Genomic DNA, 14,057 nt, shown 5'->3' with positions numbered 1-14,057 from the left:
TGAGATGGCACGTTGTCACCTACATAAGTTTGGCGGTTCCAGTCTCGCCGATGCCGATTGCTACCGACGGGTCGCCCATATTTTGCTGACCCATGGTCATGCCGATGATCTTGTAGTGGTTTCCGCCGCCGGCAAGAGTACCAATTTTCTCTATAAACTGTTGACCCTGAAGGAGTCGGGCGCTCTGTGGCAGGAGGAGCTACAGGAGCTTGTCGGTTATCAGCAGAATCTGATTGAACAGCTGCTGGGTAATGAACAGGCACGTCAACTGCGGGAGCGTCTGTCTACAGATAAGGCGCAACTGGCCAGTTTATTGTCCTTGCCTGAACTCAGCGAATACCAATGCAATCAGGTGGTGGGTTTCGGTGAACGCTGGTCGGCCAGACTGATGGCGGCGCTGCTGCGGGAGTCCGGTGTTGCCGCTTCCCATGTGGATGCCCGCAGTTTGTTGATTGCCGATGAGGGCGCAGTGCCCAGGATTCGCCTAGATGAGTCCCGCGAAAGGGTGCAGCGGCTGCTGGCCGAGCATCCCGATGAGCGTCTGGTGATCACCGGCTTTATCTGCGCCAATAGCCAAGGGGAAACTCTGCTGCTCGGTCGCAACGGCTCCGACTTCAGTGCCACCCTGATAGCCAGCCTGGCCGATATCGACAGGGTGACTATCTGGACAGATGTCGAAGGGGTATTCAATGCCGATCCCAACAAGATTGCCGATGCCAAACTGCTGAGCAGCATGTCGCTGGCTGAGGCCGACCGCCTGGCGCGGCTCGGCTCCCCGGTACTGCATTGCCGTACGTTGCAGCCGCTGTTTGATACCGAGGTCAGCCTGGCGGTGCGTTCGAGCTACGCCTCGCATACCGACTTTACCCTGATAGCCCCCAAGAGTGATGCTGCAAGCGCCCCTGTGGTGACCAATCTTAATCAGGTGTCCCTCTTGAGCCTGGAGCTCAATGGCAGCCGGGCTCAGACTCAGACGCTCGATGCACTCAATGAGGCGGGTTTGAACCCGCTGGCTTACTGGTCTCAGGGACAACACAAACTTGAGCTGGCCTTTACTCCCGAATTATCCCGCCAAGTCTGGCAGTTACTGGAAGCGCAGACATCCGAGCTCAAAATTCAAAGCATTACCGAGGACAGAGAGCATGGACTGGTGGCGCTGGTAAGCAGTGGCGCCGGCAGTTATCGTCGCAGCTTTGCCCGTTTGCTGAGCCGTGAAGCGCGGCCTCTGTACCAGGACCAACTCAGCCTGGTCACCCTGGTACCCAAATCGCAGGTGAACCTGCTGACCCAGAAGGTGCACAGGCGCTGCGCCGGCCCCCGCAAACGCATAGGCGTTATTCTGCTGGGTGTGGGTAACATAGGCGAAGCCTGGGTGGAGTTGTTTGGCCGAGCCCGCGACGGCCTCAAACGTGAGCTGGAGGCCAGTGTTGAACTCCTGGGCTTGGCGAGTTCGAGCCGCGCCTGGATCTGCAATGAGGGGATCTTTGGGGATGACTGGCAGGCAAGGTTTGAAGCCGAAGCTACCCCTTGGCAGTATGAACATCTGTTCGAACAGCTTGCGTTGCTGCAAGCCGATGAACTGGTAGCGCTGGATATCAGTGCCAGCGCTGGACTGACACTAGAGTATCCTGAGTTTTTTGCCCGTGGCATTCATATGGTCAGTGCCAACAAGTTGGCTGGCTCCGGGCCATTGCCTTTCTACCGCGAGCTGAAACAGCAGTTGGGTAACCGCCGACTGTTCTGGCGTTACAACGCCAGTTGCGGCGCCGGGCTGCCGGTGCAGCACGCGCTCAATGATTTGCACAACAGCGGCGACAGGGTAGAGGCTGTCGGCGGTATCTTTTCCGGCACGCTCTGCTGGCTGTTTGAGCATTTCGATGGCATCAAACCTTTCTCCGAGTTGGTGTTGCAGGCCAAAGAGCTGGGGATCACAGAGCCGGATCCCAGGGACGATCTTTCCGGGCGTGACATGCAGCGCAAGTTGTTGATATTGGCTCGTGAAATAGGTCTGGAACTGGAGCTTGAGGATATTCGCTTAAGCTCACTGGTGCCTGAGGCGCTGGCCGATATTCCGCTGGATGAGTTTTTGCAGCGGATCACCGAATTGGATGCCACTCTCGCGCAGCAGTTTGCCGCCGCGGCCGAGCAAAACAAGGTGCTGCGCTATGTGGCGTCACTGGAGCAGCAAGATGGCCAGGTTAACGCCGAAGTCTCTCTGCAGTGGGTCGAGCGTCAACATCCATACGCTAACCTGACCCCGGGAGATAATGTGTTTGTCATCCGCTCAGCCTTCTACCAGGGTAATCCGCTGATCATTCGCGGCCCAGGTGCCGGTAGGGAAGTGACTGCCGCGGCAGTACAGTCGGATCTGGTGCAGATCTGTCGCGATCTGCTGCAGGAGTAGGGTTGGTATTAGCGTCATGTTTGAAGTTGGTTGACTCCTGGCTAGGAAAGCCTGTGTTAGAGGCCGTTCTCGGACGTCCTGTCCTTCACGGTATTCGAGCTTTCAGCCTATCCGCACCGCAGGTGATGGGCTTGCGGTTTAGCTGGAAGCTGAGATCAAGTTTATTGGTGAGTTTTGGCTTAAAGCCATGCTAGCCGCTGTGCCAGCGGCATAAAGTCGTGGAGCAAATGCATCCATGCACAAAGGCCAGTTCGCCATCCCTGGCTTTCGCTCGAAAGCACGTTGTTACGCAACTCTCGCCGCCCCACACCCGAGGAAAGGGGGCTGTATCGACTCGCCCCCTTTCCAAACCCCTAGCGACCCGCGACGCAGCGGAAAACCCCTTGTGCTTATGATGCCAATTCGCTATCGCGCCAGACGCTCAGAGTCACATCCATGTGACTCTGGCCCAGTTCAACATCCTGTTTCGCGCTCGTTAGCTCGTCGCTAGGCGACACTCGCCCCTGATTCGACTGGCGCTGCGTCAGCATCCAAATCCTTCCATGGATAAAGGCCAGCTCGCCTTCCTTGGCTCGCGCTCATAAGCACACTCGCCACCGGCGAGCATTCGCCCTCAGCCACGTTATTTGCGCCAACGGCTTTCGGCGACACCGAGGGGGAATAGGTGCAACTCTGTTAGTCCTGAGCAGCTTGAAATATTTGAGCGATTTGCAGACATACGCCTATTTTCCAGGCACAGGCGGAACTGTGACCTTCCGAGCCAGGGATGGCGAGGCAGAGCTTACAGGGATGTACTCGCAGCGAGTCACAGGATCGCCTGTGCATAAGCCTGCGGCAGGCAATGAGTAACATCCGTCGCCGGAAGCTCGGCCAATACTAACTTAGATACTCTTAGCTGGAAGCTATGATAGCCGCTGTGCCAGCGGCGTAAAGTCGTGGAGCAAATGCATCCATGCACAAAGGCCAGTTCGCCATCCCTGGCTCTCGCTCGTTAGCTTGTCGCTAGACGACACTCGCCGCCCCACACCCGAGGAAAGGGGGCTGTATCGACTCGCCCCCTTTCCAAACCCCCAGCGACCCGCGACGCAGCGGAAAACCCCTTGTGCTTATGATGCCAATTCGCTATCGCGCCAGACGCTCAGAGTCACATCCATGTGACTCTTATCCAGCTCAACATCCTGTCTCGCGCTCGTGAGCTCGTCGCTAGGCGACACTCGCCCCTGATTCGACTGTCGCTGCTTCGGCATCCAAATCCTTCCATGGATAAAGGCCAGCTCGCCTTCCTTGGCTCGCGCTCATAAGCACACTCGCCACCGGCGAGCATTCGCCCTCAGCCACGTTATTTGCGCCAACGGCTTTCGGCGACACCGAGGGGGAATAGGTGCAACTCTGTTAGTCCTGAGCAGCTTGAAATATTTGAGCGATTTGCAGACATACGCCTATTTCCCAGGCACAGGTGAGACTGTGACTTTCCGAGCCAGGGATGGCGAGGCAGAGCTTACAGGGATGTACTCGCAGCGAGTCACAGGATCGCCTGTGCATAAGCCTGCGGCAGGCAATGAGAAACATCCGTTGCCGGAGGCCCTGCCAATACTAATTAGTAACTTTTAGCTAGAAGCTATGATAGCCGCTGTGCCAGCGGCCTAAAGTCGTGGAGCAAATGCATCCATGCACAAAGGCCAGTTCGCCATCCCTGGCTCTCGCTCGTAGCCAGTCGCTACGCGACACTCGCCAAACCACACCGGGCAAGGGGCTTTGCTTGTCCAAAGCCCTTGCATCCCCAAGGACACCCCGACGTAGCCGAAATCCCCACTGGCTTATGAAGCAAATTGGCTACACTCAGGACTCGCCAAATGCATCCATGCATAACGGCCAGCTCGCCTTCCTTGGCTCGCGCTCATAAGCTTGTTGCCTAGCAACATTCGCCCTGCTCGACCTTCGAGCCTCGACATCCCTGTCTCGGCTACGCCAATTTGCAACAACGCCAGCGGCGGCTCCGAAGGGAGAATTGGTGCAATTCTTTCCACACAGAGTTGTTTTAAGCTGCAGATATATGCCTATTTCCAGGCACAGGCGGAACTGTGACCGTCGAAAACAGGGACGTTTTCGTCGAGGCTACAAGGACGTATTCACAACAACGTCCCTGTTTAACGGCCAGCTCACCGTCCCTGGCTCGCGCTCGAAAGCATGTTGCTGCGCAACTCTCGCCATGTCACAGGATCGCCTGTGCATAAGCCTGCGGCAGGCAATGGGATACATCCGTTGCTGGAAGTCCAACCTATTTTATTTGGCTATTTTGAGCTGAAAGCAATGCTAGCCGCTGTGCCAGCGGCCTAAAGTCGTGGAGCAAGTGCATCCATGCACAAAGGCCAGTTCGCCATCCCTGGCTTTCGCCCGTAAGCATGTCGCGATACGACACTCGTTGTGTCACAGGATCGCTTGTGCGAAAGCGCTCCCCAGGCGTAAAACCGAGGCTTTGCAGAAACACTCATTAGTGGCTTTTATACCGATTAAGATAAATACACCTTTGAAGCCATCTTTGGGCTTGACTTCAAGGACAGTTTCTCTAGTATGTGGACATATAGACGTCCAAACGTCCAGATAGATAGTTGAGGGAATTTTCAATGGCTTTTCATCACGCACAACATGCGCACTCGCTGAACCAGAGCTTGTCTGAGCTCAACGGCGACATCAATGTTTCTTTCGAGTTCTTTCCGCCCTCAACGCCTGAGATGGAAACCTTATTGTGGAACTCAATTCAGCGCCTGGAGCCACTGAATCCCAAGTTTGTTTCTGTCACCTATGGTGCCAACTCAGGGGTGCGGGATCGCACTCACAGCGTGATCGAGCGGATCCAGCAGGAAACCGAGCTGGTGGCGGCGCCGCACCTGACGTTGGTGGATGCCAGTGATGAAGAGTTACTGGAGTTGGCACGTCATTACTGGAACAGCGGTATTCGGAACATAGTGGCGCTGCGAGGCGATCTGCCGGAAGGCAGTCCCAAGCCGACACGTTTCGCCTCGGATCTGGTGCGTTTGCTGCGCTCGGTCGCCGACTTTGATATTTCGGTAGCCGCCTATCCAGAGGTGCACCCGGATGCGGCTAATGCCCAGGCTGACCTTATCAACTTGAAACGCAAGATTGAGGCCGGTGCCAGCCGTGCCATCACCCAGTTTTTCTTCGATGTGGAGTCTTATCTCAGGTTCCGCGACCGTTGTGTGGCCGCCGGCATCGATGTGGAAATTGTTCCCGGGATATTGCCTGTGGGCAACTTCAACCAGCTCAAGCGTTTTGCCGCCATGACCAATGTGTCTTTGCCTGGATGGCTGCACCGCCAGTTTGAAGGTTTGGATAACGATCCCGGTACCCGGGCGCTGGTGGGTGCCAACGTGGCCATCGACATGGTTAAGGTGCTTTCCCGTGAAGGGGTGAAAGATTTCCACTTCTATACCCTGAACCGCGCCGAACTTACCTATGCCATCTGCCATACGCTGGGAGTACGGCCCGGCAAGTGAAGGCCTTTGATAACTGCTAAGCGGATAAAAACGAAGCCCACCAATAGGTGGGCTTGTCTTTAGTGGGTTTTTAGTGAAAGGATTAGACCTTGAATTGGCCAATCAGCTGCTTGAGGCGTACCGATAGCTGTGCCAGTTCTTCACCGGCGACGGCTATCTGGGCGGCACTTTCACTGCCCTGAGCCACGCCATCATTGATATTGTTGAGATTGCGATTGATCTCGGCCGAGACGGCGCACTGCTCGTTGGCGGCACTGGCTATCTGGATATTCATCTGGGTGATAGCGGAAACTGCAGCGCGGATCTCATTGAGAGCCGCATCGGCGTTTTGCACTTCGGCGACACACTTATCCATGGTTTGATTACTGCTTTGCATCACACCGACGGCTGACTGCGCCCCTTGTTGCAGGGTTTCAATCATATGCTGAATTTCGGTTGTCGATGCCTGAGTGCGGCTCGCCAGGGTGCGTACTTCATCGGCTACCACGGCAAAACCCCGTCCTTGTTCGCCGGCCCTGGCTGCTTCAATGGCGGCATTGAGTGCCAGTAGGTTGGTCTGATCGGCAATATTGCGGATCACTTCCAACACTGAGTCTATCGCCTGACTGTCCTGCTCGAGTTTGTCGATAGCAGCCGCGGCGCCACGGATCTCTGACTCCAGCCCGGCCATCAGCTCAACCACACTGTTGACCACCTGTTTACCTGAATCTGTGGCGGCATCGGCTTGCTCTGCCGAGTCGGCGGCAACTGTGGCATTTTGGGCGACCTCCTGAACCGTGGCGGCCATCTCGTTCATGGCGGTAGCCACTTGTTCGGTTTCCCTTTGCTGCTGCTCGGCGCTGTGGCGGCTGTCGCTGGTGATGCCGGACATCTCTTCGGCTGAGGTTGCCAGTGAGTCAGTGGCTTGAGTCACCTGCTGAATAGTTTGCTGGATTTTGGCGACAAACAGGTTGAATGCCCGTGCCAGATCGGCAATTTCATCCTTGCTGCTCACTTCGATACGCTTGGTCAGGTCGCCTTCCCCTTGAGCGATATCCTCCATGGCGCTGGTGGTTTGCGCGATAGGGCGGGTGATGCTGCGGGCGATAAAGAAGGCGATAACGGCGCCCGCCAACAGCGCTATGGCACCAATGGCCACCAACTTGAGTTTGATATACCAGAGGCTGGCTTCCGAGTGGCTGCGATCCATGGCGATCGCCAGTACGCCAATGGGGTTATCGGAAAAGTCAGTCACCTGATGCAGGTAGAGGACATGACTATTGCTATTCAAACTTATCAAAGACTTGTCAGCTTTTCCCTGTTGTACTTTTTGCAGCAGCGCCGTGTCTTTGAAAGCCGCGGTTTCAAAGGTTCCGCCAAAACGGCGGTAACCGCTGCTGTCAGGTGTCAGCAGGGCAATTTCGGCCTGATAATTCTGTTTGAAGGCATCGAAGAAAGGTTGACCGAATGACATGCCAAACTCAACCGAACCTGTGTGTTGTCCCTGATAAGTCATTGGAGCCAGGCCGCGGATCCCGAGGCCGGCCACCCCTTTCTCGAGCCCCATTATCGGCTGCTTGCTGTTGTTGGTCTGCACTACGGTTTGGCGAAACCCAGAGAGATCGTCACCGAACTTTTCCGGTTTATGTACCCTGAGGAAGGAGGTGGCCGGTGGCAGATGGAATTGAAACTGCTGCACGGCAAAATCCCGTTTCAACGGGACAAACAGTTGTTGGCTGCGGTTGTTGAGTGAATCCCTGTCGCCGAAGGCGAATTCCTGCTGCATTTCCGGGGTATTGGCCACCACAGTAGCCAATGCCTCGGCCAATCTGCCTGAAGAGTCTATTTCAGCAATCGCGGTTTGATACAGCTTATGCAGTTCACGCTGCTCGGCATTATCAATTTGGCTGGAAAATTCCGACAATACCAAGGGCATGATAAAGCTCATCATGGCGATAAGTACGGCGCAGATCCCCAGCACGATTCGAGTGCCGATTTTTAGATGTGAGAACAAGTTAGCCTCCAGGCATGGGGGGATGAAACGAGTGCGGCGGCTTGACGTGGCCTGGTGATCGCCACGACCTTGCGCCGGGCTCATTGTACCTTCCCAGGGTCAAACAAGGTTGAATAATTATAGTGCTACTAGTGTTAAGTAATTGCGACTTATGACAAATTTTTGTCCAGATCCGTTTACTTACTGAACAGATGTGCGAGGCAGATCGGGTTTATTCCCGATTAGCTATTTACTTAGCAGGCTAAATAAGTAAAATGCTTAGCCTGCTAAGTAACCAGTTAATCAAGATGCACAAATATATAGAACAGCTGACAGAGACCTCTCTGGGAGAGCGCTTGGGGCGTTTACACCGTTTATGGCGCATGGTCGCCGACAATGAATTGGCGCCTTTGGGGCTGACCCATCCTCGTTGGACCGTGCTATGGAAGCTGAGACGCATGGGCGACCATATCAGTCAAAAGCAGTTGGCCGAGTCGCTGGAAATTGAATTGCCTTCTTTGATGCGGACCCTGGGTCAGCTGGAGCAGCAGGGGTTGATCACTCGCCACAGCTGCGAGCATGACAAAAGGGCGCGCATCGTTTCCATGACGGCCCAAGGTGAGGAAGTTATTCGCTCCATGGAGGCCAGGATCATCCAGGTACGGGCCAAGTTGTTGGCGGGCATAGATCCGGATGAGCTGGCTCATTTTGAAGCCGTGATCACCAGGATTTGCGATAACGCCCAACATCAGCTGCAGCAAGAGCAAGCGAAATGAGAGAGACTTTATGACGCCAGATCAACAATTTGCCAGACTCGTTAAATTTTCCATGGTGGGCTTTGTGCTGGTCTTTGCCTATTTCATGTTGGCGGATCTGGAGATGCCGCTGACGCCACAGGCGATGGCGACCCGCACTGTGGTCAAGGTAGCGCCCCAAGTGAGTGGCCCGGTGCAATCTGTGGCTGTAGCCAACAATCAACATGTAGAGGCCGGGCAGTTACTCTTCGCCATAGATCCAGCTCCTTTTGAGCTCGCGCTGGAGCAGGCCAAATTGGCGCTGGAGCAGGCGGTGCAGGATAACGCCGAGCTGGATGCAGCCATAGAGGCCGCCGCCGCAGATGTCAGCGCCAATGAGGCCATGTTGCAACAGAAACAACGTGAGGCCAGGCGCCTGGATGCCCTCTATGCCAGCAATGGTGTGTCACGCCAGCTTAAGGATCAGGCCGATACTGATGCCAGCTCGGCGTTAGCCAAGTTGGCAGCCTCCAAGGCACAACTGGCTAAACTCAAGGTTTCCCGGGGAACAGCCGGGACAGAGAACCTCAAGTTGCGCCAGGCCCGCAGCCGTTTGGCTCAGGCAGAATTGGATCTGAGTTACACCAAGGTGCTGGCAGAACACGAAGGCATAGTCACCAACCTACAACTGGCCAGTGGCAGCATGGCCAACCAGGGCCAACCCGTATTGGCTCTGGTGTCGGAGCAGATGGATATCATTGCCGATTTTCGCGAGAAAACCCTCAGGGGAGTTGAGTCGGGCACTGAAGCCTGGGTGGCGTTCGATGCCGAGCCAGGCAGACTCTACCTTGCCAGAGTCAGCAGCCGCGATGCCGGTGTCAGCGCTGGACAATTCGATGCCAACGGCATGCTGGCGACGCCGACCGAGTCAGATCGTTGGGTGCGGGACGCTCAGCGTCTGCGACTGCACTTTGAACTCCAGAGTGAAGAATACCCCAGGTTGGCGGCCGGTTCCCGAGCCACCGTACAACTGCTGCCGGACAATAGTTTCTATCGTTTCATGGCCAAGCTGCAGATCAAGGCAGTCAGCCTGCTGCACTACATCTATTGAGGTGGCCGATGATCCTGCGTCACCACCCCTTGACTCAGAATGAGCTGCGCCAGTGCCTGCGCATCGCCACCGGCGCCAGCCTCGGCTTTCTGATCTGTAAGCTGATGAATTGGAATTACGGGGTGTTTTATACTGTCATCCCCATGTTGTTGCTGGGACTGGTGCCAGTGATGAACGGCCATGCGGCGCGGCAGTTACTGGCCGCGGCTGTTGTCTGTGGGGTTGAGGTGGGCATCATAGGCGGTTTGTTTGGCAGTCATCCGGCACTGATGACCTTGATTGTCTTTGTGCTGTTTCTGTATCGCTTTGCCTGTATGTCCCGTGGCGCCCTGTTTCTGTTTGGTGCCAATGGAGTGATCAGCCTCAGCATTATGCTGCATTTTGCCAGCTATCCTGATACCGACCTTAACGACCTCATCTTCGGTAACTTTTGGGCCAGTGTGCTGTCTGTGCTGATAGCTTATTTGATGACAGTGCTGATCCCGGATGTTGAACCTCGCAATGCTTATGTCCCCGGGCCCAAACAGCCCCACAGAATGCGCCATGAAGCGCTGATGGGGGCCAGCGTTGCAACCCTGTCGTTTCTGATATTCCAGGCCTTTGATCTGCGCGACTCCATGTCGGCTCAGGCTACTACACTGCTGTTGCTGTTTCCCATGCATTGGAACGGTGCCCTCGACTATGCCCGCAAACGGGCAATGGGTACTGTGCTCGGGGTGGTATACGGGATGGCGGTGCAACTCTTGCTGTATGACTGGTCCGGTGTGCTTTTGTTGGTCGTACCTATGCTCTGGTTCGGTACTTTGTTGTTTGCCCAGGCCCATGTCAAAGAGGCCAGTGGCTCGGCGGTGGGCTTTGGTGCCATGACCACTCTGGGAATATTGTTCGGCCAATATCTGACTCCGGGCAATGATCTGATCTTCAGTGCCCTGTATCGGGTGAGTAGCATTCTGGTGGCCATAGTTGGCACCTTGTTGGCCTGTTATCTATTACATCATTTTCTCAATAGCTTTGAGACGACCCGCTTTGGAGAGTAATGACTTCTAAACGAGAATCGTTATCCAATACATTGTTAGAAAAGGGTTTTTTATAAAACTCAAATCGTAAGCAAATATTTCAAAGCCGAAGATTTATTTGAGCTGCAAACCTTATGACATCTGGATTATGGCCGTTTTCGCTGCTTTTTTGATATTTATCGCAAACTTCTCATATATGTGATTTGGATCTATGCTATAGCACTTACTCATTTTGGGGGATAACAGATGAAATCAATCACGCTCGCCGCAGGTGGTCTGTTGCTGTTGGCTCAGTCCATAGGGACAGCCATGGCAGCAGAGCCGGCTATGCCACCGCAGGCCGCGCTTTGTGGCAGTTGCCACGGCCCTCAGGGACAGGGCGTAGAGCCGTTGGGCCCAAGACTCGCCGGACTTTCCAGCCAATACATTCAACAACAAATCAAGCTGTTTCAGGCTGGAACCCGCCAAAACGCTACCATGACGCCCATGGCCATGACCCTGCAAGGGGATGAGGTTATCGGCCAGGTGGCGGATTACTTCGCGGCCCAGAGCGTCGCTGAAGTCAAACCCCAGCTCAGAGGTGAGCAGGTGGTATTTGCTGATCCGACCGAAAAACTGGTGTACCAGGGCGACTGGACCCGGAACCTACCCGCTTGTGTGACTTGTCATGGCCCTTCCGGCCTGGGTGGTGGCACTTTCCCCAGGCTTGCCGGTCAGCAAGCCAGTTATATCAAGACTCAACTGCAAGCCTGGCAGGATGGCAGCCGTAAAGGCGATGTCGATGGCATGATGGAGCATGTTGCCAAACAGCTCAACAGCGCCGAAATCGATGCTATTGCCAGCTATTTTGCCAATCTCAAGTAAGGACGCAGCATGAAAAAATCTACTCTGTTTATCATGGGTGCTGTGGCCGCAATGACAGCTCAGGCCCAGGCCGAGAATCTGCCCGATCGCCAGGCGCAACTGCCATCATCACCTAAGGTACAAGGGCAGGAATATCTGATCCCCAGACCGCTGGATGCGATTCCGGCCGGTGCCTTTGGTGATAAGGTGCGCAAGGGCTATCAGCTGTTTGTCAATACTCAGCAACTGCGCGACAAATACGTCGGCAATGAGCTGAACTGCGTCAATTGCCATATGGATGCCGGCCGTAAGCCCAATGCTTCTCCTATCTGGGGCGCTTATTTCGCTTATCCTGCCTATCGGAAGAAGAACGATAAGGTCAACAGCTTCGAAGAGCGTATTCAGGGCTGTTTTACCTATTCAATGAATGGCAAGGCGCCAGAGAGCGGCAGCCCTGAGTTGGTGGCCCTGTCTGCCTATGCCTATTGGCTTGGGGTAGGTGGCTTGATGGATCAATACGGAGTCAAAGGCGAAGTGCCTGAACTGGCCGATGCCGAGCTTATCAAGGGCGGCAAACGGGAAGACTTCCCCATCCCTGAAGCCATTAAGCAGCAGTTGACGGTAGATCAACGCGCCAATCTGCCGGGCCGGGGTTATCCTTCAATACCCAAACCTGAATTGGCTTATGATCCGGCCCGCGGTGAGCAGGTTTATCAGGCCCATTGTCAGGCGTGTCATGGCGCCGATGGTCAGGGGCAAGCGATAGCCGGTGTGTATGCCTTGCCACCGCTTTGGGGACCGCAGAGTTTTAACTGGGGCGCCGGAATGCATAGGGTCAACACGGCTGCCTTCTTTATCCACGAGAATATGCCACTGGGCAAGAGTATGCAGCTGACCACTCAACAAGCTTGGGATGTAGCCGCCTATATCAACTCCCATGAACGCCCTCAGGATCCCCGCTTCAAAGGAAAGCTCGAGGAAACCCAAGGCAAGTATCACAAGCATGCCGGTTACTACGGTAAAGAGGTAAAGGGTACCTTGCTGGGCAAAGAGGCTTATCCCATCTTCCCCAAGAAGTCGTAAGGCAAGAGCCTTAATCTATTCGGCGCGCCATAGCAGGCGCGCTTTTTTTATTTGGTAGTACAGGGTTGGGAACTTGACTCTGTGGTTTTGGCCCGGGGGAGGTAATTGACTGACTGAAGCCATTAAAAAGTAAAAGGCCGGTCTCAGGGGAGGACCGGCCTTGGATACTGATGGGCTCAAACGGAGATGAGCCTAAGCATCACGCTCTGCTCGGATGATCAGAGGTTATTTTCCAGGTACTGGCGGATAGCTGTGTCGTTGAAGACACAGGCGTGGTTGCCGCCGAAACCGACTTCGAGAGCGAAAACGCCATCGCCGATACGCATATTCTTGGCTTCTTCGGCATTGTCGTTGATGTTCTTTATATGCAGGGTCTTGATCTGCGCAACAATCTCTTCCTTGGCATCCTGGTCGTTGGCGAGTTCTTTAAACGCGGATTTGACACGATCCAGTGCATAGGTGGGCACGTACATGATCTCTTTGGCGCTGTCGAAACTGTCCCAGTCAAAGGTTACGTCCAGGTCGGCATCCAGAATGCTCTTCATGTCCTGTTTGAACTCAACCACATACTGCTCTTCGATAGAGCGCTTCCATTGTTTTTCTTGTAAACCCATTATTTCCTTCTCTATAAGTTGAGGAGAGCGCGTACTGGCTACTCAAGCAACCGATTTACGCCCCCAAATCATATCCCTTGGTTTGTTTCCAAGGAGGTAAACCGGGGCCAGTCTACCTATTTTGTGGCATGGGATCCATAGGGTTATAACTGAAAAATGCTTCCTTAAAAATAAATTAAAAACTCAGCTAATCAATGAGATTGGTTGTTTCTGTCCGGTGACAGGTTCTTTGTTCGCGATCAGAAACACTCGTTGGCAACTCTCTAGCGCTGATGACAAATCCTCGCTGTGATAGGGGCGGAAAGTCCCTGGGTTACTATGCTTAGCGTTATACTGAGGCGGTGGTCGCTGCGCCTTATCACCGACTTCTGGGGTTGAAATTCGGCATTGGCTTGAGCAGGGGGCGCAGCAGATGTGGGCCGCAGTTTGCTCCATTATGATGGGGAGTCTTGGCTATTGGCTGCAGCAATATCGGGGGAAATGCTTACTCTTTGTCAGGGTGATTACTTTCTTTGGCTTGGCAGTTCAGCTTCTGTCTATTGGCAAGCTGTGTACCTTGGGGCAAGATGAAATAGGCCGTATGCCGTTTTGCTGTGAAAGCCCAGATTACAGGCCTGCCTGCTGTGTTGTGCTTCTTGCAAAGGACTATGGCCATTTGCTGCGAACCATGCCTTGCATCCAGGCCCATAAGCCGACGCAGAGCACACATGGGACTTGTTCGCACCTTCCCTAATTAAGCTTGCCCGTTCAATCAGGATTACAAGG

Annotated in this window: 11 protein-coding genes; 7 read left to right on the top strand and 4 right to left on the bottom strand. The window is 54.5% G+C overall.

Going from position 1 to position 14,057, the window contains the following annotated elements; all coding sequences use genetic code 11:
• Positions 1-4: 4 nt before the first annotated feature.
• Complete coding sequence (locus tag SIL79_RS04585) at positions 5-2,404, top strand: bifunctional aspartate kinase/homoserine dehydrogenase II (protein WP_162206482.1); 2,400 nt, start codon at positions 5-7, stop codon at positions 2,402-2,404.
• Between the two features lie 389 nt (positions 2,405-2,793).
• Here the strand turns inward: SIL79_RS04585 and SIL79_RS04580 are convergent, their stop codons facing one another.
• Together SIL79_RS04580 and SIL79_RS04575 are read right to left on the bottom strand one after the other, a co-directional pair.
• Positions 2,794-2,934: a hypothetical protein gene (locus tag SIL79_RS04580; RefSeq protein WP_319619014.1), complete on the bottom strand. Its 141-nt coding sequence runs from the start codon at positions 2,932-2,934 to the stop codon at positions 2,794-2,796.
• A gap of 576 nt (positions 2,935-3,510) precedes the next feature.
• Positions 3,511-3,651 (bottom strand): hypothetical protein, encoded by a 141-nt coding sequence (locus tag SIL79_RS04575; protein WP_160289558.1) that lies wholly within the window; start codon positions 3,649-3,651, stop codon positions 3,511-3,513.
• Between the two features lie 1,377 nt (positions 3,652-5,028).
• Here SIL79_RS04575 and metF point away from each other — a divergent pair.
• Positions 5,029-5,919 (top strand): methylenetetrahydrofolate reductase, encoded by an 891-nt coding sequence (gene metF, locus SIL79_RS04570; RefSeq protein WP_025887953.1) that lies wholly within the window; start codon positions 5,029-5,031, stop codon positions 5,917-5,919.
• Between the two features lie 82 nt (positions 5,920-6,001).
• Here the strand turns inward: metF and SIL79_RS04565 are convergent, their stop codons facing one another.
• A complete protein-coding gene (locus SIL79_RS04565) occupies positions 6,002-7,849 on the bottom strand; it encodes a methyl-accepting chemotaxis protein (protein ID WP_215774385.1) in 1,848 nt (615 codons plus the stop codon).
• 350 nt (positions 7,850-8,199) lie between these two features.
• Here SIL79_RS04565 and slyA point away from each other — a divergent pair, with 350 nt between their 5' ends.
• From slyA to SIL79_RS04540, 5 genes are all read left to right on the top strand, one after another.
• Positions 8,200-8,667, top strand: a complete 468-nt coding sequence (slyA, locus tag SIL79_RS04560) for a transcriptional regulator SlyA (protein WP_039033579.1) — start codon at positions 8,200-8,202, stop codon at positions 8,665-8,667.
• Positions 8,668-8,677: 10 nt separating this feature from the next.
• The gene (locus tag SIL79_RS04555; RefSeq protein WP_071238697.1) at positions 8,678-9,736 is read left to right on the top strand and encodes an HlyD family secretion protein; all 1,059 of its coding nucleotides are present in this window, start codon (positions 8,678-8,680) and stop codon (positions 9,734-9,736) included.
• Between the two features lie 8 nt (positions 9,737-9,744).
• The gene (locus SIL79_RS04550) at positions 9,745-10,773 is read left to right on the top strand and encodes a DUF2955 domain-containing protein (RefSeq protein WP_039033533.1); all 1,029 of its coding nucleotides are present in this window, start codon (positions 9,745-9,747) and stop codon (positions 10,771-10,773) included.
• A gap of 288 nt (positions 10,774-11,061) precedes the next feature.
• Positions 11,062-11,616 (top strand): c-type cytochrome, encoded by a 555-nt coding sequence (locus tag SIL79_RS04545; RefSeq protein ID WP_233962780.1) that lies wholly within the window; start codon positions 11,062-11,064, stop codon positions 11,614-11,616.
• Positions 11,617-11,625: 9 nt separating this feature from the next.
• Positions 11,626-12,678 (top strand): c-type cytochrome, encoded by a 1,053-nt coding sequence (locus tag SIL79_RS04540; RefSeq protein WP_039033531.1) that lies wholly within the window; start codon positions 11,626-11,628, stop codon positions 12,676-12,678.
• A gap of 218 nt (positions 12,679-12,896) precedes the next feature.
• Here the strand turns inward: SIL79_RS04540 and SIL79_RS04535 are convergent, their stop codons facing one another.
• Positions 12,897-13,292: a hypothetical protein gene (locus SIL79_RS04535; RefSeq protein WP_039033530.1), complete on the bottom strand. Its 396-nt coding sequence runs from the start codon at positions 13,290-13,292 to the stop codon at positions 12,897-12,899.
• Between the last annotated feature and the right edge of the window lie 765 nt (positions 13,293-14,057).

It is taken from the genome of Shewanella indica, from assembly GCF_033842865.1.
Taxonomy (GTDB): Bacteria; Pseudomonadota; Gammaproteobacteria; order Enterobacterales; family Shewanellaceae; genus Shewanella; species Shewanella indica.
The sequence above is the reverse complement of the archived record's forward strand: the minus strand, read 5'-3'. Positions and strand labels throughout refer to the sequence as shown.

Coding starts and splice junctions, on each gene's coding strand:
- slyA (WP_039033579.1), top strand. CDS start 8,200: ATGCACAAATATATAGAACAGCTGACAGAGACCTCTCTGGGAGAGCGC.
- SIL79_RS04545 (WP_233962780.1), top strand. CDS start 11,062: ATGGCAGCAGAGCCGGCTATGCCACCGCAGGCCGCGCTTTGTGGCAGT.
- SIL79_RS04555 (WP_071238697.1), top strand. CDS start 8,678: ATGACGCCAGATCAACAATTTGCCAGACTCGTTAAATTTTCCATGGTG.
- SIL79_RS04580 (WP_319619014.1), bottom strand. CDS start 2,934: ATGCTGACGCAGCGCCAGTCGAATCAGGGGCGAGTGTCGCCTAGCGAC.
- SIL79_RS04565 (WP_215774385.1), bottom strand. CDS start 7,849: ATGATGAGCTTTATCATGCCCTTGGTATTGTCGGAATTTTCCAGCCAA.
- SIL79_RS04550 (WP_039033533.1), top strand. CDS start 9,745: ATGATCCTGCGTCACCACCCCTTGACTCAGAATGAGCTGCGCCAGTGC.
- SIL79_RS04585 (WP_162206482.1), top strand. CDS start 5: ATGGCACGTTGTCACCTACATAAGTTTGGCGGTTCCAGTCTCGCCGAT.
- SIL79_RS04540 (WP_039033531.1), top strand. CDS start 11,626: ATGAAAAAATCTACTCTGTTTATCATGGGTGCTGTGGCCGCAATGACA.
- SIL79_RS04575 (WP_160289558.1), bottom strand. CDS start 3,651: ATGCCGAAGCAGCGACAGTCGAATCAGGGGCGAGTGTCGCCTAGCGAC.
- metF (WP_025887953.1), top strand. CDS start 5,029: ATGGCTTTTCATCACGCACAACATGCGCACTCGCTGAACCAGAGCTTG.
- SIL79_RS04535 (WP_039033530.1), bottom strand. CDS start 13,292: ATGGGTTTACAAGAAAAACAATGGAAGCGCTCTATCGAAGAGCAGTAT.